The organism is Pseudomonas veronii, assembly GCF_001439695.1.
Lineage (GTDB): Bacteria > Pseudomonadota > Gammaproteobacteria > Pseudomonadales > Pseudomonadaceae > Aquipseudomonas > Aquipseudomonas veronii.
Map to the genome: position 1 here is coordinate 1 of NZ_JYLL01000043.1, position 19,349 is coordinate 19,349.

15 protein-coding genes are annotated in these 19,349 nt (G+C 54.6%); all 15 read left to right on the top strand.

What is annotated here, in order from left to right:
- Positions 1-259 (top strand): hypothetical protein (locus TU80_RS33240; protein WP_211271288.1); only part of this gene is annotated, 259 nt, incomplete at its 5' end.
- Between the two features lie 188 nt (positions 260-447).
- Entirely contained in the window at positions 448-1,902 is a 1,455-nt protein-coding gene (locus TU80_RS29095; protein WP_057005979.1) for a tyrosine-type recombinase/integrase, read from the top strand.
- A gap of 881 nt (positions 1,903-2,783) precedes the next feature.
- Positions 2,784-3,794 (top strand): helix-turn-helix transcriptional regulator, encoded by a 1,011-nt coding sequence (locus tag TU80_RS29100; RefSeq protein WP_057005980.1) that lies wholly within the window; start codon positions 2,784-2,786, stop codon positions 3,792-3,794.
- 185 nt (positions 3,795-3,979) lie between these two features.
- Entirely contained in the window at positions 3,980-4,717 is a 738-nt protein-coding gene (locus TU80_RS29105; protein WP_057005981.1) for a vWA domain-containing protein, read from the top strand.
- Positions 4,717-4,986, top strand: coding sequence for a WXG100 family type VII secretion target (locus TU80_RS29110; RefSeq protein WP_057005982.1), 270 nt, complete (start codon positions 4,717-4,719; stop codon positions 4,984-4,986). The genes TU80_RS29105 and TU80_RS29110 overlap by 1 nt, the downstream gene beginning before the upstream one ends.
- 16 nt (positions 4,987-5,002) lie before the next feature.
- On the top strand, positions 5,003-6,319 hold the full coding sequence (locus TU80_RS29115) for a hypothetical protein (protein ID WP_057005983.1): 1,317 nt from the start codon (positions 5,003-5,005) through the stop codon (positions 6,317-6,319).
- Complete coding sequence (locus TU80_RS29120; protein ID WP_057005984.1) at positions 6,316-6,657, top strand: hypothetical protein; 342 nt, start codon at positions 6,316-6,318, stop codon at positions 6,655-6,657. The genes TU80_RS29115 and TU80_RS29120 overlap by 4 nt, the downstream gene beginning before the upstream one ends.
- A complete protein-coding gene (locus tag TU80_RS29125) occupies positions 6,650-6,880 on the top strand; it encodes a hypothetical protein (protein WP_057005985.1) in 231 nt (76 codons plus the stop codon). The genes TU80_RS29120 and TU80_RS29125 overlap by 8 nt, the downstream gene beginning before the upstream one ends.
- On the top strand, positions 6,877-9,642 hold the full coding sequence (locus TU80_RS29130; protein WP_057005986.1) for an FtsK/SpoIIIE domain-containing protein: 2,766 nt from the start codon (positions 6,877-6,879) through the stop codon (positions 9,640-9,642). Before TU80_RS29125 ends, TU80_RS29130 begins: the two co-directional genes overlap by 4 nt.
- Complete coding sequence (locus TU80_RS29135) at positions 9,639-11,432, top strand: Card1-like endonuclease domain-containing protein (RefSeq protein ID WP_169850805.1); 1,794 nt, start codon at positions 9,639-9,641, stop codon at positions 11,430-11,432. Before TU80_RS29130 ends, TU80_RS29135 begins: the two co-directional genes overlap by 4 nt.
- Complete coding sequence (locus TU80_RS29140) at positions 11,429-11,899, top strand: vWA domain-containing protein (RefSeq protein ID WP_057005988.1); 471 nt, start codon at positions 11,429-11,431, stop codon at positions 11,897-11,899. Before TU80_RS29135 ends, TU80_RS29140 begins: the two co-directional genes overlap by 4 nt.
- Positions 11,896-12,615, top strand: coding sequence for a PP2C family serine/threonine-protein phosphatase (locus TU80_RS29145; RefSeq protein WP_057005989.1), 720 nt, complete (start codon positions 11,896-11,898; stop codon positions 12,613-12,615). Before TU80_RS29140 ends, TU80_RS29145 begins: the two co-directional genes overlap by 4 nt.
- Complete coding sequence (locus tag TU80_RS29150; RefSeq protein ID WP_057005990.1) at positions 12,608-13,951, top strand: protein kinase domain-containing protein; 1,344 nt, start codon at positions 12,608-12,610, stop codon at positions 13,949-13,951. The genes TU80_RS29145 and TU80_RS29150 overlap by 8 nt, the downstream gene beginning before the upstream one ends.
- Positions 13,948-17,400 carry a DEAD/DEAH box helicase gene (locus TU80_RS29155; protein WP_057005991.1) on the top strand — a complete coding sequence of 1,151 codons (3,453 nt, stop codon included), beginning with the start codon at positions 13,948-13,950 and terminating at the stop codon, positions 17,398-17,400. The genes TU80_RS29150 and TU80_RS29155 overlap by 4 nt, the downstream gene beginning before the upstream one ends.
- Positions 17,394-19,349: a hypothetical protein gene (locus TU80_RS29160; protein ID WP_169850804.1), complete on the top strand. Its 1,956-nt coding sequence runs from the start codon at positions 17,394-17,396 to the stop codon at positions 19,347-19,349. Before TU80_RS29155 ends, TU80_RS29160 begins: the two co-directional genes overlap by 7 nt.

Sequence of the window (19,349 nt, forward strand, 5' to 3'; positions counted from 1 at the left end):
GGACATGCCTGGCCCAGGACTCGCGCCGCGCGTGCATCGTTTCCATGTGAATCCCCTGCTGAAAAATACAGAGGATGCGGGCAGGGGTGCTCGAGGAGAAGGTGGGCGGGCTGGACGCTTACCAAACTTCGATTGTGGTATTACATCGAAAAGTCCACCAAGAGCCAGTCGTTTTGTAGGGGTAAAACGACCAAACATAAAAAAGGGTCGCGAGATAAAATCTCGCAACCCTTTGAAAAATATGGTCGGGACGGAGTGATTCGAACACTCGACCCCTAGCACCCCATCTCCTTTTTCATACTTCTTGAAAGATTCCAAAATTTTACTCTGGATTTTTTCAAGCTAGTATTTACTTGAGCTCCAGCGGTGTTCTGCTCTACGAGAGTCCAGGAACGTCCATCAAGAGCCGACGTTTTTGTGGGGGTAAAAGTAGGGGGAACCCATTTTATGGCCAAAATCACCATCAAGGAACTCGAGTCGCTGACCGCCAATGATGCCGGCCGGATCCTCAGGGAGGATGGCAATCTCGCCGGTCGAATCTCCGTCCGTAAAGACGGTGTGTCGGTCAGCTTTTTTTATCGCTATCGGTGGGGCGACCAGAACAAAGAATACTCCTGCGGCTCCTGGCCGCGCAAATCCCTGACGGACATCCGTAAGGAGCGTAACCAGGCCAGGGCACTCATTGATGAGCAGATCAATCCCAACGATCACAAGAAAACCGCCAAGGCACAGGCATACGCCGCTGCTAACGTAGAGGCTGAACAAGTAAAAACGACGAAGGTCCAAACGCTGACCGTCCAGGATCTGGCCAAGGCTTGGCTGCTGGATGGCGTCGCGCGCAAAGACGGCAATGCCGAGTTGCAAAGACGCTTTAATAAGGACCTTTACCCAGCACTCGGCAAGACAGCGGTCAGCAGTGTGTCCGAGCATGATGTTCGGGCGCTGATCCGGGCCGTGGTCAACCGCGGCGCTCACCGGCAAGCCATCAGCTTCTTCGCCGACCTCACCCAGATGTTCAGCTGGGCTAGAAAGCGCCAACCTTGGCGGGCGCTACTGGTTGAGGGGGATCCGACTGAACTGGTCGACATCTCCCCGTTGATCCCTGCCGACTACGAAGCGGAAAGAAGCCGCATCCTTTCCCCGGCTGAGCTGTTGGAACTGCACAACCGCTTCCAGCAAATGACCGCCGGTTACAAAGCCCTCCCCGCTGGTCAAAAGTACGACGGCATTCGGCCGTTAAAAAAAGAAACTCAACTCGCGCTTTGGATCAGCCTGGGCACCCTGTGCCGGATTGGCGAGTTGCTGCAGGCCGAATGGAAAAATGTCGATCTGGACCAGCAGACCTGGTTCCTCCCCAGCGAGAACGTCAAAGGCACCCGGGGCAAGAAACAGGACCACCATGTCTTCCTCTCCCCCTTCGCCCTGCATTTCTTTCAGGAACTCAAGACCCTGACGGGAGACTCCCAGTGGTGCTTTCCGAACAAGCAGGATGATGGGCATGTGGACGTAAAGGTGGTGAGTAAACAGGTCGGCGATCGCCAAGCCCGGTTCAAAAACCGCAAGGCCCTCTCCAGACGGCGTCATGACGATACGCTGGTCCTTTCCGACGGCCAGAACGGCGACTGGACGCCGCATGACCTGCGCCGTACGGGAGCGACCATGATGCAGGCCTTGGGGATCAGCCTGGACGTCATCGACCGCTGCCAAAACCATGTACTGGCCGGCTCCCGGGTGAGGCGACACTATCTGCATCACGATTATGCCGAAGAGAAGAAACGCGCCTGGAATCTGTTGGGCGATCGACTCAGTGCCGTGCTGTCCTCAACTTACGAGCACACGCCAAACGAGTCGATGATGTCTTTTCCAGGATGTACCGCGATCGGATCCCTACCGCCTTCATAAGTCGGTGTCTTTAGTGCTGAGTCCTTATAGTTTCGTGGACATCGCCGAGCGTTTTCTTCAGATCGATCCCGGCCTGTTGACGCCAATGCCGAATTGCCCCACGTGCCTATGTGAGACTAACCCACCTCAAAATCAGCATTGATCTGGAAAAGGTAACGGTGCGAGGAATCAATCTCGGCAACCAAGCCAATTTGGCGTCGGAACCCACAATCTACCCACTGAAAGTCAATCCAAGCGACACATTTTGACGCTCCCACTCGGCAACCTAGCGCTATTGGTCACCAGCAGGATAACGCTATGCCAGTCTCTCCGCGTCCGTTCACCCTCGTCTGTGCTTGCTGCTCCTGGAAGGAAACCATCCTGCCTCATAGCCATTTGGCAGCGCTCAGCCCAGACACATGTTTTTGTTGCCCCGAATGCCGCTCCCCTTCGCTTGAGCGTCGAGAGGCGAGTCGTCAGGAAATTCTCAGAACCCGCCTCGATGAATTTTTCATCCTCAACAAGTGACGCTTGAGTGTCGCGACACAGGTTGTCGCCCCATCCTGGAAAATATGCAAAAACCCTTGGGGAACCCGGCTATGAAAAACCTGTTTGCTGTCATCGGACTGTGTGTGGTGCTGAAGAAAGGCTACGAATTTTACCGCGAGTACAGCGAACTCAAGCGCGACAGACAACGCCCCCCGCCTTCAGCCTCTTGAGTCAAGGCACCGAGCCACGATCCTTCTCAAGTTCCATATTCCGCTGCCGAAAGACTTTGGTCGTATGCAATCCACATATAGATGGCACATAGCTATCCAAGTGAGTAGGATCGACGCCAACTTGACGCCAACTTGACGCCAGCTTGATGTTCGTCAGTTGAGATGCAGAACAAGGAAGTCATCATGTCCCAAGCGAAAGATACGCTACTCAGGCTATTCGCATTATTGCGCCTGATCCCCACCGAGCCGCAGCGTATTGCAACACCTACCCTGCTCGAAAAGCTTCGAGAACGGGGCTTTTCCGTGACCCTGCGTTCAATTCAGCGCGACTTGAACCGGTTGTCGATCCCCTTCTCGTTACAGTGCAACGACAGCGAGGTTCCTTTCCGCTGGAGCTTCACCCGTGATGCGCCATTGAAGCTGGAAGACATGGATGCCTCCACGGCATTGGCGCTGTATCTCTCGGAAAGTCATTTGAACAGCCTGCTGCCCCAGACTGTTTTGGACCAGCTAGGTCCACAGTTCAGACGAGCGCGCAATTTCCTTGGTGATCTCGGCCACAATGGATTGGCCGATTGGGCGCGACGGGTTCGAGCGATCCCCAACGGAAAAACCTTACTGCCTGCTGCGATTGCTCCCGAGGTGTGGGCGCAGGTGTCTGCTGCCTTACTGGAGCGAAGGCAACTGGAGGTTTCCTATCGGAGCCGAAGCAAAAGCGAACTCAAGCAGTTTCGCTTGCATCCCGCCGGTTTGGTATCGCGGCACGCCATCAGCTACTTGCTGGCATCCGTGGATGGCTATGACGACCTGCGTCAATTCGCGCTGCATCGTATCCAGCATGTGCACGTGCTCGACGAACCCGCGGTGCGGCACGCTGGCTTCGATGTCGACGATTACATCGCGACTGGCATATTCAGCCATCGCCAGACCGACACCCAGGTGGAGTTGGTTGCGGATGTTCATCCGCAGATTGCCTTCCTCCTCGACGAGACACCACTGAGTCACAGACAGACGCTCAGCGATATTCCTTCCCACACCTGGAAACGCCTGCACGCGTGGGTGCCACTGGATCGCGAAACGCTGTGGTGGATCTTCGGCTTGAACGACAACATTCGTGTCCATGCCCCGCAGGTCTGGGCCGAGGAAATCCGTCAACGAGTGAGCGCGATGCTGACGCTCTATCGGGAGGCCTAGTTGACCCATATTGGACACCATCGTTGCTCATCCGATAACGCTTCAAGGATTACACCTGAGCAATCCCCATGGATAAGCCTCGGGAAATCCTGCCGTCACTTGTTTCTCTGGGTGCCTGGCAATGAACAACGTGGCGGCATGGCGACCAGCCAACCCATTTCATTAATTCTCAAGGAGTCTTGTCTATGAGCAACACCCCATTCGATCCGTCGAAATTCACGGTACCGAAAGCCAAACCGGTGCCGGTAATTCTGTTGCTCGATATCAGCGGCAGCATGGAGAGCGAAGGAAAAATCCGCAATTTGAATGATGCTGTACGCGATATGCTCAATGTGTTCCAAGACACGGAGAGCGGTGAGACTGAAATCTGGGTTTCGATCATCACTTTCGGTGCACAAGTCAAGCTGCATCAGCCGCTGATCAGTGCCGGCGACATCCGCTGGCAGGACCTTTCAGCGGGTGGGATGACGCCGCTCGGTGTCGCCCTCAAGATGGCGAAAGCGATGATTGAGGATAAGGATGTCGTGCCATCACGCGCCTATCGCCCCACGGTTGTGTTGGTCTCCGATGGGCAGCCGAGCGACGATTGGGAAGGCCCGTTGAATGCGTTCGTCAACGATGGACGCTCCGCAAAATGCGATCGCATGGCGATGGCCATCGGTGCCGGTGCAGACGAGGCTGTACTCGGAAAATTCATTGCGGGTACTGCGAACGGTCTCTTCTACGCCGAGAACGCTAAACAGCTACGGGATTTCTTCAAGTTCGTCACCATGTCGGTGACCATTCGCACAAAGTCACAGACGCCAAATATCCTGCCTGATGCGAGCGCCATTGATATCCAACCAGCCACGATCGACGCTCGGCAGGAGCATGTGAAATCGGTGACACCGAAATCCTCGGATGAAGATGGAGGATATTGGTAATGGCACAGGCAATCGGAGACCCGGACGAACTGGAGCGCTTTGCGTATTCGTTGCAACAGTTCACTGATTCACTCAACGATGCCGTCAGCAGCCTTAACGGTGCATTCGCTTCGCTCGGTGACACTTGGCAGGACGATAAACGAGCGCAGTTTGAAGAAGAGTACAACGCGCTCCTCCAGCAGCTGCATCAGTTCGATGCCAACGCGACAGAGCAGGTTCCGTATTTGAACGCACTTGCCTCACGCCTGCGCGATTACTTGCAAAGCTAGGGGCGCGGGAGTCGCAATGGCACAGGTTTCAATTGGACAAGTGGAGAATCTGGAAGACCTCGTGCACGGATTGCAGTCTGTACTCGAGGTACTGGAATCCTCATGCCGCGAACAGATTGCTTTTGCGGAACAGAAATCCGAAGAAGCTCGCGACGAATCACAGAACAGCGAGAGCTTGTTGGACAGTGCCACCCGGCAAGAGCAGGCGGCGCAGCAAGAAGTTGATGACGCTCAGGAGGCTTTGGCCAGCAGTCAAAGTGCGCTCGATTCCGCCCAATATTCGCTGTCGGCCTGCCTTTCTCAACCGAGTGATGATGATGATGATGAAACTCATCCCGACTGCTCCGATGAGTACGCTTGCGTTGCTGAATTTGAAGCCGATGCCGAGCAGGCTCAAAGCATGCTGGAACAAGCAAAAGCGGATTTCGAGCTAGCCACGGAAAATCGTCAAGCGATGGAGCAGCGCCTGGATCTCGCGAGACAGGCTCAAGCGATGGCGGAACAAATGCTGGTACAGGTTCAACAGGAATGCAATGCACGGCTGGCATCTGTCGGCCGGGCTGTTGAAGTTGGCACTGCTCGGTTGACTGCCGCACAACAGGCACTGAATGCATACCTGGCGACGAATCCGTCCGCTGGACAGTTTCATGCCTGGCTGAAATGGGACCCCACTCAACAGGGCGGCCCCATCACACCGGACATATTGCGAGACCGGATGAACCTGTCGTCAGAACATCAACGGATGCTTCAGGACTATCTATACGAGCGCAACCCTGGGTATCGGAAACTGGTTGACCGCTATCGCAGCCAATGGGCAGACGCGAAGGGCGACGCCGAGCGCAACATCGTCGCACGCAAGGCTCGTATACATCTGAGTGGTGAATTTGGGGAGCAAATAGCGCGGCACGCACTTGCACCTCTAGGCGGACGAATCGAAACACAAGGTCGCACGTTCGTTGGCGACGATGGACGCTACACAAAAACAGATCTACTGATAACCAACTTACGAGTCCCAGTCATTTTGGGACGTGGCGAGGGCATGGGAGCTCCTGTGGGAGGCTCGATGGCGTTCGAGGTGAAATGCGGGAAGGCGCAGTACCTCTATTCGCAAATGGAGCACATGGTTTTCCAGTCCGAAGGACACAAGCAGGCGGATGCGCAATGCACGCTTTGCTCGCGAGATATCCAGGACCTTTCACCAGAGAAGCAGAAAGAATTGCGCGATACCTTGCGCGAAGCAGGTTCGCCAATGGTGGGAATGTTGCCCAGGAAGAACGAAATAGATAAGTCCTGCCTTGATTTCATCCGCCCAAACGAGGAGGAGCAGCCATGAAAGTGCGATTCGCAATTATCAGCCCAGACACTCTCGCCCAAGTCCGGACGGAGATTGAAAGACTTCAACAAGCGGTCAACTCCGGGGATATGGACGGCGTGGATGCGGCCACGGCGCAATTATTGGAATTGACGGCGGACTGTCAGTCGATCGATTTGTCCGAGGAAGATTGGCGAGCGTTTCTGACTCGAGTCAGGTGCATGAATCCTGAGTTCACATCCAACTATCTATTGCCAGGCGAAGTTTGCGCCTCGATTTTTCCGACCATCACCGCTGACAGCTATGTACTCGAGCTTCCCATTGATGGTGATACGGCGGAGGAAGAGATCGATGTTTGACGATGTTTTTGGAATGGCGATTTTGTGTGCCGAAAACTTTCGCGAAACAGCACACGATTCATTTGGTCTTTCCATTTCCACCGAGGTGCTCGAGCCGATTCTCAAGGAAATCGATTCACTGCGCATTTTCAATGAGGAATTCCAGCGCCAGGCACTCAATCTTGATAAGACTCTGGAGAGCGCGCGACTCATCCAGAGCACAAATCCTGGGAATGAAAAATGAATGGAACTCAGCGATTTTCCAAAACTACGATGAACGCGATTGATAAAGCTGTCGCTGATTATCGAGAGGGTCTGGCGCGCATTGACCGCGAGTTCGATGCCCTCTCCAACCGGATAGAACAATCGATTCTGGACCTGTCTGGCAATGCGGCGAACAATCGAAGTAAATTGAACGAAGAGGCGATGCAGCGCCTCGCATACGAAAGCAAGCAAGCGAACGGCAACCGGGAAAAGAGGACGTTGAATTGGCAATCGACCTTCGCTCGAGAATGGGAGAAGATCGCCGCTGAAACCGGACGTTGGGGTTTTCAGCTTCGCCGACAACAGCCCGCGTTTGTGGATTTCGGGCCAAATTGCCCTTTGATGGCATCTGATATTCCGACACACATATCGTTTGGTTCGCATCGAGTTGCCTTTGAGGAACTCTCCTGTGTTGTCCCGCACACCCCTACATTCCCGCTCGCACGCGCCCTTGTCCTATCGGAGGACAACGCAGCGCACAAGCACTTGATACATCAACTCCTGTTGCGGCTACTGTCAGCCCTGCCGCCGGGCCGGTTGGAATTGACGCTCATTGACCCTCTGCAATTGGGACAATCGATCGGACCGTTTCTGCCGCTTCTGAAAGTGCCGCAATTGGTGCCGCAACAACGCGTGCTGACTCGCGCAGACGAAATCGAAGCAGCCCTTGGCAAAATGACAGACGAGGTCGAGGAGCTGATTCAACATCGGTTCACCGACCAGTCACCCAACTGGTCAGAGTACAACGCGCACAACGTCGACAATCCGCTGCGTTACAAGGCCGTATTGCTTTTTGACGCTCCAGAACAACTTTCGGACAAGAGCCTCTGGTTCCTTGAGCGGCTTTGCGTGAACGGTCCACGCTGCGGTGTACTGCCCATTCTCGCGATTGACGGGCACCGCATGGAAGACCGGCGATATGAAAAATTTCGCACCACACTGGAAACTTCGACCATGGGCACTGACGCACTGTTGCGTGGTGCGGACTACGGATGCGACGGGCTGTCGTTGACCTACCAGCCAGAGCAATGGCTCGAGCAAGACTTTTTGGCCGGGTTCATCTCCACGGTTGCCGAGCATTACGCCGCCACGGCACGCTTGCGCAAATCAATGCCTGATCTCTGGACGAATTTCAGCAAAGGCGCGACCACCCGCACCGGCTTCAGTATTCCAATCGGATGGACGTCCGTCGGTGAGCAGGTGCCACTGATCCTGGGTGCAACGACCTCCGAGCATCACGCACTGCTTGCAGGTAAAACGGGCTCTGGCAAGTCCAACCTGCTCCATGTGCTGATTCAAACGCTGTGCGAGAAATACTCGCCGGCAGAAGTTGATCTCTACCTGCTGGATTACAAGGAATCTACGGAATTCAATATCTATGCAGACCCACCACTTCCTCACGCCCGTTTGGTCGCCACGGAAAGCGATCCCGAATACGGCGTAACGGTGCTGAGGCATCTCGTGGATGAGCTGGAAGAACGAGCGCGTATTTTCAAGAAAGCGGACGTTCGTGATTTTGCTGAATACCGCACGGCGAGCAGCGAGCGACTACCACGGATTCTTTTGGTCGTAGATGAGTTCCAGGTTCTCTTTGCAGGGCAGCGCCAGGTCGCAGAGGCGGCAGAGCAACTGCTCTCACAGTTGTTAAAACAGGGCCGCTCATTCGGTATCCACATCCTGCTTGCAACGCAAACCCTGAAAGGCATTAATGCACTGTCAATCGCAAGCATAATTACCCAACTGGGATGCCGTATCGCGTTGGCCTGTGGTCAGGAAGATTCCGCGATGATCCTCGGTGCAAACAACTGGGCGGCGGCTGAACTCAAGAGCCCTCCCGAGGGCATTATCAACAATGCCAACGGTGCGAAATCCGGCAATATAAAGCTGCTAATTCCACTGGCAGAAAACACACTCTGCCGCGAACACATTGCAACGTTGGCGGGATATGCGACACAGCATGGCATGGCCGGCAAGACGCGAATTTTCAGCGGAGCCAATCTGCCGGAGCTGCCTTCATCCAGTGAATATCAAACGATTTGCGGACAAGACGACACCCTGCTTTTAGGTGAGCGGCTGACATTCGATGCCCAAAGGCTGACGATCCCGCTTACCCGACGCTCAGCGTTCAATGTCCTGTTCAGCGGCTACAACGACCAAATTCACGACGGGCTGTTGGCCGCTGCGCTTTCCAGCATTACCTTCACAAACAGCTTCGATGAGATTGTCTATTTCAATGGACGTGGCGTTGCACCAGGCGGTGGATTCTCCGCCGCAGCGCAGGTGCTCGGCGCACGTTTAAAGATGTTCGACGACATTGCCACGCTACCACTGCAAGCGATAGCGGACGGTATCGGGACGCGCCGCGTCGCGTTGATCATCGATGGTCTCGACGCCGAGAAAGCACTGCATCCGTCACCCGCATTCAAGGCCCCCAAACCTGGTGACCCCCCCTCACCCGCTGACCTGCTGAAGCGCCTGGCTGAAGAAGGCCCACGCAAGGGGATATTCGTGTTTGCATTCGTTGACCGTTGGCAACGCTGTGCTGGTGCTTGTAAGGATCTCTTCGCATCTTTCGAGTTACGCGTGGCGTACTGCATGAACGAAGACGATGGGGGATCACTCGTGAGTGGTGGTATTGGTAAGTTCAAAGGCATCGAAAAGCCAAATCGCGCCGTTTTCGTCAACAGAATGACAAACGAAATCGCATGGTTCCGGCCCTACATTCAAAAGAACTCTCAATGAAAAAGTTTCTGCTCACTTGGTATGGCATCACGGATTTTCGCGCATCGTTAGGCTTTGAAAGCACAGACGGCCCAATCGCCGCGGCACTCGCTGCGCAAGACTATTCTGATGTCGTTGTTCTCTGCTACACACGGTCGGACGAGACAGACAGACAGAGTCTGAAGACCCAGGACGCCTTCAATGTAGCGCTAGCATCAATCCATGACTCGAATCAGCAAAAAGACTGGAAGTCGACCAGCGATTTCGTTTCCAGATTCGCCAATACTGCAGCAGCGCACGAACATTTCGTCCGCTGGTTAAACGGCAAGTTTCATACTGCCGGCAGCAGTCCGAAAATCAGCTTCAAGAGCGAAAAACTACGCGAACTCAACGACAGTGAGGGGATCTACGCTTGCGCTATGCGAGCTCTGGATTCTGTTGCAAAAGCGACCGGCGAGAAGCTTGTTACGCTCTATTTGAGCCCTGGTACCCCGGTGATGGCCTTTGTCTGGGCCTTAGCGGCACTCGGACATCCGAATCTCAAAAAGAGACTCCTCGTATCACCTGTTATTGGAAAACCACCCGAAGCCATCACCTTACCCGTGGAATGGCTTGAACGGCATGGTGCAAGCCAGAGAGCGACACGCAACGCGGTAGACGGATTTGATGTGACATACCATCTGTTCGGCGAGCAGCGCATGCCGGCGTTGCTGGGCATCAGGCAGTTTTCATCAACCCGGCATATTTTCGTGAACTCGAATGATTTCCCCGCGGCCTGCATGCAGGCATTCATTCACGATGGAAACCTGGAGGAACTCGCCGTTGATCCCTGGGATGCCCACGACGTTCATGAAAAAATCATCGGTCATGCCAGGAGCCTGCCGGCAAACGCGCGAATTGGCGTCAACCTGACTGGCGGAACAAAATTGATGTTTGCCGGTGCGCTCTCGGCAGCCCGGGCGCTGGGCGCTGTTCCCTTTTACTTTGACAGTCGCAATCAGCGCGTGACTTTTGTGGACAATCTTCGCCGCGAATCCATTCGACCCATTGATTCGGTCGAAGCATTTTTGCTCCTCAATGGGGATGGGCTGAAGTTATCGACGACTGGCGCGATGGAAGGGATGTCGTCAAATCGCCGCCGTCTGACCGAAACGCTCTGGAAGTATCGAAGCAAGATCGCAAGTTGCTACAAAAAACTATGCGAACTCAATAACAACCACGAAAAGCTGCGCAAAAGAGGCGCAGAACTCACGCCTTTCTCCGTTGAATGCAACGGCTTCCTTTTCGAATTTGGACAAGACAATGTCGCATCGGTCGTTGGCTACGGACTGGATCTGCGTTTCAAGGACTGGGCTGATTTCGCAAAATACCTTTCCGGCGGATGGTTTGAGGAATACGTATATCTGCAATGCAAACCATACGAAGACAGAGGAATCATCAGAGATTTGCGTATCAATCTCACGCTGCAACTTGATGGTGAAAGCCAGGCAGGATCATCCACTGGGGACGCCCAGCATAACGAACTCGATGTCACGTTCACGGACGGCCACTCTCTCTACATCGTGGAATGCAAGGCAGGAAATGTAACGCAGGAGCAAGTCATGAAGTTGCAGAACCTGGTTCGTTTCTACGGTGGCGTCGAGGGCCGTGGCATTGTCGCTTGCTGCTTCTCACCAAATTCGGAGTCGGTTCGAAAAAAAATCAAGGATGCACGATTGACGCTCTGTTGCGCGGGAGCATTTTCCGAACAGTTGCGTGCGTTGATGAATGGCATCGAAGCACGCGCCAAATCAATCGGGGAGTCCCTATGAGGCTCTACCTGGTTTGTGATACCTCCGGCAGCATGAGGGACGGGGGCAAGCCGTTCATCATGAGAACAACCGTCATGGCTATCGCCCAATGGGTGCGCTTGGGATATGGAAACGCACAAATCAGCTTGTGCGCGTGGGCATCCGAAGCATGCCTCGTCCCTGATTGGAGCGAAAAGCAAGAGTACCCGGCACAACTGCTCGATTGCCAAGGAACTTCAAATTGGAAGGCCTTGATTCAGTTGCTTGGGGAACAGCCCGACGGCAAGGTTTTGCTGTTTTCTGATGGGTTTTGGTCGCGGGCCGATGCGAGGTTATTCAAGCAATGGAAGGAGTGCCTGCCGCCGGATTCACTGCGCATTGTCAAAACGGGCGCCGACGCCAATCCACAACTCAGAGGGCCGGATATTTTTGCGGCTGAAGATTTATTCGCCGTACTGGACGGTTGGCTGGAAGCCAATTCAGCATGACTCTTTGGAAGAGTTTTGGCGCAAGTGTCCGAGGCCCAGGGCATATAACTACAGGTACCACCAACCAGGACGCATGGGGATCGTTCCACCATGCATGGGGGGACGGCATTGTTGTTTCCGACGGTCTCGGCTCAAAGCCGTTTTCCAACTTCGGAAGCGATGCCGCCTGTCTGGCAGTGAAGTATGCAGCTCGCGCCTGTCGTGACAAATCTGAAATGGACCACGACCTCCTATTCCAGCGCATCACATCCAATTGGTTAACCCTTGTCAGGCCGCTTACACCCCGCGATTGCGCAGCCACTTGCCTGTTCGCGTTCCGGCTTGGAAATGGCGTAATCCACCTGGGAATGCTCGGCGATGGCCTGGTTGCCGCAGTCAGATCCAATGGCTCTGTCGTGTCTCTGTCCGAGGATAAATCACAGGGTTTTTCAAACATCACTGCTGCACTCTCGCCGAATGTTTGCGCGAAGGACTGGCGGCATGCATTGCTGCCGGAGGAAGACTGCGCGGCCATCCTGCTCTGCACCGATGGCGTGGCGGACGATCTGGAGGATGTCGATGGGTTCGTGAGGGGCGTTATCGAAGCACACCGGCCCCTTGCCACCTTAAGCGCCAACCGACGTATCCACGAGATGCTCGAAAACTGGCCGACGCCAAAGCACAGCGACGACAAGACTATCGCCTGCCTTTGCCGCGAGGAGATCACGAATGGATAAATCCGAAGAACTGATGCATTCAAAGCCGCTTTGCGATGAATACGGCAATCAGCACTATCTGGCCGAAGAGCTCGCCAGAGGGGGACAGGGCGTAGTGTTTCGCACCAGAGATGCTGATCTGGCGATCAAACAGCCAATCGATAAATCGGGCGGCCTGGACAAAGATGCCAACCTGCTTGAACGCTTCAAGAACATCCGCCTGCTGCCCATGCCTTCCCGCATTCCTGTTTCCCTGCCGCTTGCCATTCTGCGCGACGAGCCGGGTTATGTGATGCGCCTTTTGAACGGGATGCAACCGTTCGGCGTTTTCGAACACGATGGCAGGACGAAGAAGCAGCAGGAAGATTGCAATCCTGCACTCCCCGAGTGGCTCGCAAAAATTACGGACAAAGATATGGCGTTGCGGCTCCTGCAATATGCCAAAACGGGTTCAACCCGCCGCCGCTTGTTCGCTCTCTCCAAATGCGCATCCATCCTCGCCCGCCTGCACAGCGCAGGGTTAGTGTATGGCGACATTTCGACGAACAATGCGTTTATCGCAGACGGCTTAAGCGATGTCTGGCTCATTGACGCCGACAATATGCGCTTTGAAATGCCCGGCGGCGGCACTTCTGTCTATACGCCAGGCTACGGCGCGCCAGAAGTGGTGCGTGAAACCGACTCCTCGCGCCCGCGCTCGGATTGCTGGGCCTTTGCAGTGATGGCATTCAAGACACTAGCTCTGTGCCACCCATTCATCGGCAAGAAAGTGCTGGAGCCAGACGAAGACGAAGGTGGCTGGGACACCGAGCCGGTTGCAGACGCCTCCCCTGCCGATTTGGACGAGAAGGCCTACGCCGGCTATTTGCCTTTTATTGATGACGACAATGACGATTCAAACCAGGGCGTTGGTGGCCTGCCACGCGTGTTGATAACGACGCCGGGGCTGCGCCGGCTTTTCCAGGAAACGTTCTGCGGCGGAAAAGAACAGCCGCACCGCCGTCCGGCGATGGCGTTCTGGGCGCTGGAATTGAAGAAGGCATTCGACCTATCGCTGCAATGCCATGCGTGCAGCATGAGCTACTTTGTCGATGACCATACTCAATGCCCTTACTGCCATGTCGCACGCGCTTCCTTCATCCGCGCCATAACTCCGCGCGGGAATATGGTGATTCCCGGCAGTGCCGCAGAGCTCGCACTCCCGCACCGGCTTTTTCACCCGTTTTCATTCGAGCATGACGACGCGCAAGAATACGAAGCAGTTCTGGACTTTAAAGCGAAAACCGCATTCCCCGCACGAGGCACGAAGACGTTCCCCGACACGCTGGCTTTCGAGTTTGTGGGAGGAGCGAAATGAAGTTTCAAGAAATCCCGGCCGATATCTTCACCGTCCGCATCAAGCGAACTGACAACACAACGGATACCTTGCCAGAGCAACCTGTCTTTTCGATTGAGAGCAGTCCGTTGCGACCCGAGGAATTTGAACTTCGCCTCAAGCAGGCGCTTATCTGCGTTCGAACCGTGCATGCCATTGACACTCGTCGCCTCAACGCAGAACTCGCCAGTGGTCGCGCCATGCTTGCTCAACTGGTCAATTTCGCAGCCGACGGCAGCATGGAACTGCAAATCGCCTTCTTCACGGGCGAGTGCCTTGAGATGGGTGAAGTCGAAATCGGCGTGGACGAACATGTGGGAATCAAGATTTCGAAGATCGAACCTCGCAGGGGTGAACTAAAGGGAACGCGTCTTTACGAGCGGCTTGTTGAACATTGCTGTTTCCGACAAGACGAGAGCGAATTCTTCTTTCTGACCGCCGGCCCGGCAATTGATGAAGCATTGGAGCCAGAAAAAGCCCGAGAGCAGGCTGAAGACAATGACGACGGAACCGAAACCCAGGAAACGGCAATTGATGCCGAGTCGAATGCGGTTCCTGACAATGTAGCGCACACAGCAAACACACGGCCGACCCGCAACAACTCCTTCTGCATCACCGGCGACGGCATTCGCTTTGTCGCCACTGAGACCTCGTTGTCAGAAGGCAAATCCATCTTCATGACCTCGCGCCTGACCGAAATCAGACGTCGAACCGATCGCGCATTGCGCTTGGTGAAGGGCACGCTCCGCTTTACTGACTGGACACAGGCCGGCCAGATTCGAATACTCGCAAAAGCACAACTGACCGCGCTGACGCAGGACGATGTCAGTTATCTAAAAAAATGGGACGAGTTTGGTGATCTGGAAGGCGAGTTACTGCTCAAAAGAGCCCGGGTCGTCGGTGCCTTGCAGTTTACCAATATGGCTCCAAAAAGAGACGGAACAGTCTCTGTTCGTATTTCCCAAGCCAGTGATGCTGCCTTGAGTGCATTGGCAGGGGGGTTGGTGCCTGAAGTGAAGATGATCGACGAACTGCCCGATTACCTGAGACACGAATCCCTGCGTTTCAAGGATTTCGCGAGCGGAATCGAGCGAGCCATGGAGAACGAAAAACCTGCTCAACGCAATGAGCGACGAGACGCGAAGGCGAAGACGAATTTCGAGGTGTCTGATTTTGACAAGGAATCAAGGACGCTCACGCTCAAGGCCGAAACATTGCCGGGGGAATCAGGCACGCTCATTCTTTCGTTGGCGGGCGAGATTGCTCAGATCAAGCGCCGGTTATCCGCTCGCCGCTCGATCCTGGAAGGCCGCGCAGCCAACCCCCAGCTTGGACTGCTGATTGAAGAAAAAGCGACAATCGCACCAACACGCAAGCCACCGGAAATCGCGCCACTGACAGCGTTTGTTCGTAATAAAGTGTTCAAAAATCAGCCGACGGAGAAACAGCTGGACGCGATCAAGTACGCATTGGAAACACCCGATATTGCACTTATCCAGGGCCCACCCGGCACCGGCAAGACCACAGTCATCGCGGCGATTCTCGAACGGCTGAACGAGATGGCAGACAAGCGTGGCGCGAACGTCAAAGGCCAGGTGCTGCTGACAGGTTTTCAGCATGATGCGGTCGAAAACATGATTGAGCGATTGTCGCTCAACAGTATTCCCGTTCCGAAGTTTGGCAAGCGCTCCAACGCGCAAATAGACGGCTCCAGTCTCTTTGAGAAGCGGCTGGACGAATGGTGCGCAACACTCGCGACTGAACTTCGCGAGCGAAATCCGCGGATTGCCGACATTGAGCAGGAAATGGAAATCAAGCATCTGTGCCTGCAATACGTTCAGACCCCGACGCGCGCGCTGGGCGCACGTCTCGCCGAGAAAATTGCATCACTTGGCATCGCGATTATCGGTGAAGAGTACGCGCGACGAGCCGTAAATCTCAAAAACAAGATGTGCCTTGAAGAAAAGCTCAATGACGACACCAACCAGTTGCTCGGTGCTGTGCGCCGTCTGCGCTGTCATGCGGAAAGCTTCGCAGATGACGGGGCTGAGCGAGCGGCTGATGCACTGAATGATCTGCATGAGCTACTTGAAAAGAAGGACCGCGATTTACTGGACAACGCCAGCCTGTGGCGCAACGAAGATGGGCCCCCGTCATTCCTGAAAGAGTTGACGGTATTGAAGAAGACACTTCTTGCCCGTTTCACCGCTCCTCCGGTGTTTCGTGTAGAGAAGCAAAACGATGAAGTCGTAACGCTGGCAATGCGCGCGATCGAACGCATCAAGGCTGCAGGTCACACTGCCTGGGACAAGAAGTCTGTCGCGCTTGCCGAGTTTCTGGCCGAACTTGAAAGCAACCCTTTCGCTATGTTGAACGCGGTGTCTGAGTACAGTTTCGCGTTCGCTGCCACCTGTCAGCAAAGCGTGAATCGAGGGATGCAGATCCAGAAAGGCATCAAAGGGGGTGATGCCAATGAGAACCAGCAAAGGATGGAATACGAGTATGTGATTGTCGATGAGGCCGCGCGTGTCTCGCCGCGCGACCTCATGGTACCGATGGCCCAAGGCAAGCGCATTATCCTCGTCGGCGACCACCGTCAATTACCTCACATTATTGACGACGAAGTTGCTCATCAGATGGAGGCAGGCGAAACAGAGCTGCAAGAGTCGGACTGGCTCAAAAAGTCGATGTTCCAGTATCTGTTCTCAGAGCGTTTGAAAACGCTTGAGGACAACGACGGCATTACCCGCCGCGTTACGCTGGACAAGCAATACCGCATGCATGAACTGCTGGGCGACTTCATCAGCCGTAACTTCTATGAACGTTTCGATCCATCGGAGAGATTTGACTCTGGTCGGCCCGCAAGCGATTTTGTCCATAATCTCCCTGACACGGATGGCAAACACGCTGCCTGGCTGGAGGTACCCGTCGACAAAGGCAAGCATCAACGTAGCGGAACCAGTTGGATACGCCCTGCGGAGGCGACCGTCATCGTTCGCCAGTTAAAGAAGTGGATGGATTGCGAAGCCGGCAAGGATCTGACGTTCGGCGTCATTTCATTTTACAAGGCGCAGTCCGAGCTCATCAGCAAGCAACTCGGCGCGATCGCGGAAAACGACAAGAAAATTCGTATCGGCACGGTGGACTCCTTCCAGGGCATGGAATTCGATGTCGTCTTTCTGTCAACGGTGAGGACATTGCCACAGCACTGGAAGCCCGAAGACGATGACCGCGAGAAACAGGCACGAACGCTGTTTGGTCACCTCTGCCTCTACAACCGCCTGAATGTTTCGATGAGCCGCCAGAAAAAACTGCTGGTGGTGGTGGGCGATTCAGGTTTGCTGAATGGAGAACTTGCCGCGGATTTTGTTCCGGGTTTGGTTGATTTCCACAAACTCTGCCAGGAACACGGAGTCATGCTGAAATGTTGAATCTCCTGGATTACGGTAAACCAAACCCCTTCGGTGCAACCATTGGCAGGCCACGCAATCTTTCCTGGCCCGTCAGCACCTATCGCGTAACCCTGCCCAGACCATCCGAGGACGGCGAGAGCCTGAACCCGTTCGAGCATGTCATCCTCAAACTGCTCGATGCATCAGGCGCGATGGAAGCTCAGGCGCTGGCAGATGAAACCTGCATTCCGATCGACTTGGTCGAAAGTATTCTCATGCGTTTGCAGGACAAGGCTCTCATTGACGAGTCCAAAGCCATCATCGAGCAAGAACGCAACACTGGCGGCAGCGATGTTGAAAAAACGCCTGTGTTTGTCACCGCGCTTTTGTTTCGTGAACTCGTCACCGGCAAAATCCTCCCGTTCATGCATTGGCTGGACGACGCGAATCCATTGCAAAAAAAGCAGGGTAAGGAGGGGCAATTTCGAATGATTCGTTGGAACAATGCCCACAAAAGCAATCCACCCACTCAGCGAGATGTCATCAGTATATTGCGGGTAATGCATAGAAGGTCGGCGGCCTTCGGGAGGGAAGAACCAACGCTCAGCGTCCAAAAGGTCATGATTGTTGAGCAACCTGAGATGCATTACCTTGACTGCCCGATTGCAATCCAGAAAAGCGATGGTGAGTTCCGCATCGCGGATCCGTTTGGCACTGGATTTTCGTTGATCCTCGAAGGAGCATTCGAGCACTTGCTTGAACAGGACGAAAAGCTGTGCGAATGGCTGGAACAGTGGAAAGTCTCACTGAGCAATCCGCGCGCAAAAAACCTGGAAGCAAAGCCCAAAGAGCCGTTCGACACCGACATCAATTGGGGTCACTACCCGAAACTCATCTCCAGTCTGCGCCTGCAGTCGAATGCTGCCTTTCACTCCATCGCTCAGGTTTACGCCTCAGTTGAATGGGCACTGTTTTACGCTTGCCGCAGACGCCCCTTTGAGGATGCAATTACAAGACTGAGATTCACCCCGCAAGCGGAACATTCCGCGCTGCTTGCGGATGCCTCGAATGATGTAGGGCTAACCTTGCCGCACTTTGGATTCCGGCCAATTCGAGAAGGAAAGCTCCTGGATTTCCAGAACGGAAAAGCGGAGCTGGAGACGCTCCTGTCCATTGCCATTTTGCAAGCACAAAGCGACGCGTCCCATCCCTTACACCGCATCGCGGTCTTGCACCCGACACTCATCAGCCATTTACTTCGTATCAAGAAAACACGCGATGAGAAGGGACATGGAAAAGGCAGCGTTGACGCGCCGGAAGTGGAGTTGTCGGATGCCCCATTCATGCGCGAATTGGTCCACACACTGCTTCCGGAAATCTTGTTTTCCGACATACCCGTCTCCACGCCTGACAGCGATGCCCATGCCGACTCCCTGCTGGATGGCCGCACAAGTATTCAAAGCGAATTTGGCTTCAAGACCTTCAACCGCCTCGGCACGAATTTGAAAGAGCGCCTTATTCATGCAGAACGCTTCTTTCTGTTCTGCAAGGACGGGGATGACGCACTCGCTTTCGTTCGCGATCTGTATGCGGCGCTGCAATCGGTGTTTGAGATGTCACTGGCCAGCAAATTACCGCCGGATATCAACGATGCGCAGCTTGTCGAGTCCGCTGGAAGTAGAGCCATCTGCGCCGGTTTCTGCAATGAACTGCCTGAGGGCCTGCGCACCGTCAAAGCTTCCGCGGTCCGGCAAACGCTGCAGGGCGCTGGACAATCGCTCGGGGCCTGTGTGCTGGCATTTCTGCTGATGTCCGATGCCGATACCCTCGACTCAATCTCGGGCTCGCAGCCATCGTTTGTGGACGATGTGACGGATGTCATTACTCGGCGAGGGCACGGTAATGAGCCGCTGCCGCTGCCAAAGGCGGAAATCGCAAGGCTCCGTAAAGAATCCTACAAAACTATCAAAACACTCATTGAGGTATAG

What these genes read in the sequence shown, in the direction of transcription:
- TU80_RS29155 (WP_057005991.1), top strand. Translation starts at nt 13,948, where the DNA reads ATGAAGTTTCAAGAAATCCCGGCCGATATCTTCACCGTCCGCATCAAG.
- TU80_RS29100 (WP_057005980.1), top strand. Translation starts at nt 2,784, where the DNA reads ATGTCCCAAGCGAAAGATACGCTACTCAGGCTATTCGCATTATTGCGC.
- TU80_RS29095 (WP_057005979.1), top strand. Translation starts at nt 448, where the DNA reads ATGGCCAAAATCACCATCAAGGAACTCGAGTCGCTGACCGCCAATGAT.
- TU80_RS29150 (WP_057005990.1), top strand. Translation starts at nt 12,608, where the DNA reads ATGGATAAATCCGAAGAACTGATGCATTCAAAGCCGCTTTGCGATGAA.
- TU80_RS29140 (WP_057005988.1), top strand. Translation starts at nt 11,429, where the DNA reads ATGAGGCTCTACCTGGTTTGTGATACCTCCGGCAGCATGAGGGACGGG.
- TU80_RS29145 (WP_057005989.1), top strand. Translation starts at nt 11,896, where the DNA reads ATGACTCTTTGGAAGAGTTTTGGCGCAAGTGTCCGAGGCCCAGGGCAT.
- TU80_RS29135 (WP_169850805.1), top strand. Translation starts at nt 9,639, where the DNA reads ATGAAAAAGTTTCTGCTCACTTGGTATGGCATCACGGATTTTCGCGCA.
- TU80_RS29110 (WP_057005982.1), top strand. Translation starts at nt 4,717, where the DNA reads ATGGCACAGGCAATCGGAGACCCGGACGAACTGGAGCGCTTTGCGTAT.
- TU80_RS29120 (WP_057005984.1), top strand. Translation starts at nt 6,316, where the DNA reads ATGAAAGTGCGATTCGCAATTATCAGCCCAGACACTCTCGCCCAAGTC.
- TU80_RS29105 (WP_057005981.1), top strand. Translation starts at nt 3,980, where the DNA reads ATGAGCAACACCCCATTCGATCCGTCGAAATTCACGGTACCGAAAGCC.
- TU80_RS29125 (WP_057005985.1), top strand. Translation starts at nt 6,650, where the DNA reads ATGTTTGACGATGTTTTTGGAATGGCGATTTTGTGTGCCGAAAACTTT.
- TU80_RS29115 (WP_057005983.1), top strand. Translation starts at nt 5,003, where the DNA reads ATGGCACAGGTTTCAATTGGACAAGTGGAGAATCTGGAAGACCTCGTG.
- TU80_RS29160 (WP_169850804.1), top strand. Translation starts at nt 17,394, where the DNA reads ATGTTGAATCTCCTGGATTACGGTAAACCAAACCCCTTCGGTGCAACC.
- TU80_RS29130 (WP_057005986.1), top strand. Translation starts at nt 6,877, where the DNA reads ATGAATGGAACTCAGCGATTTTCCAAAACTACGATGAACGCGATTGAT.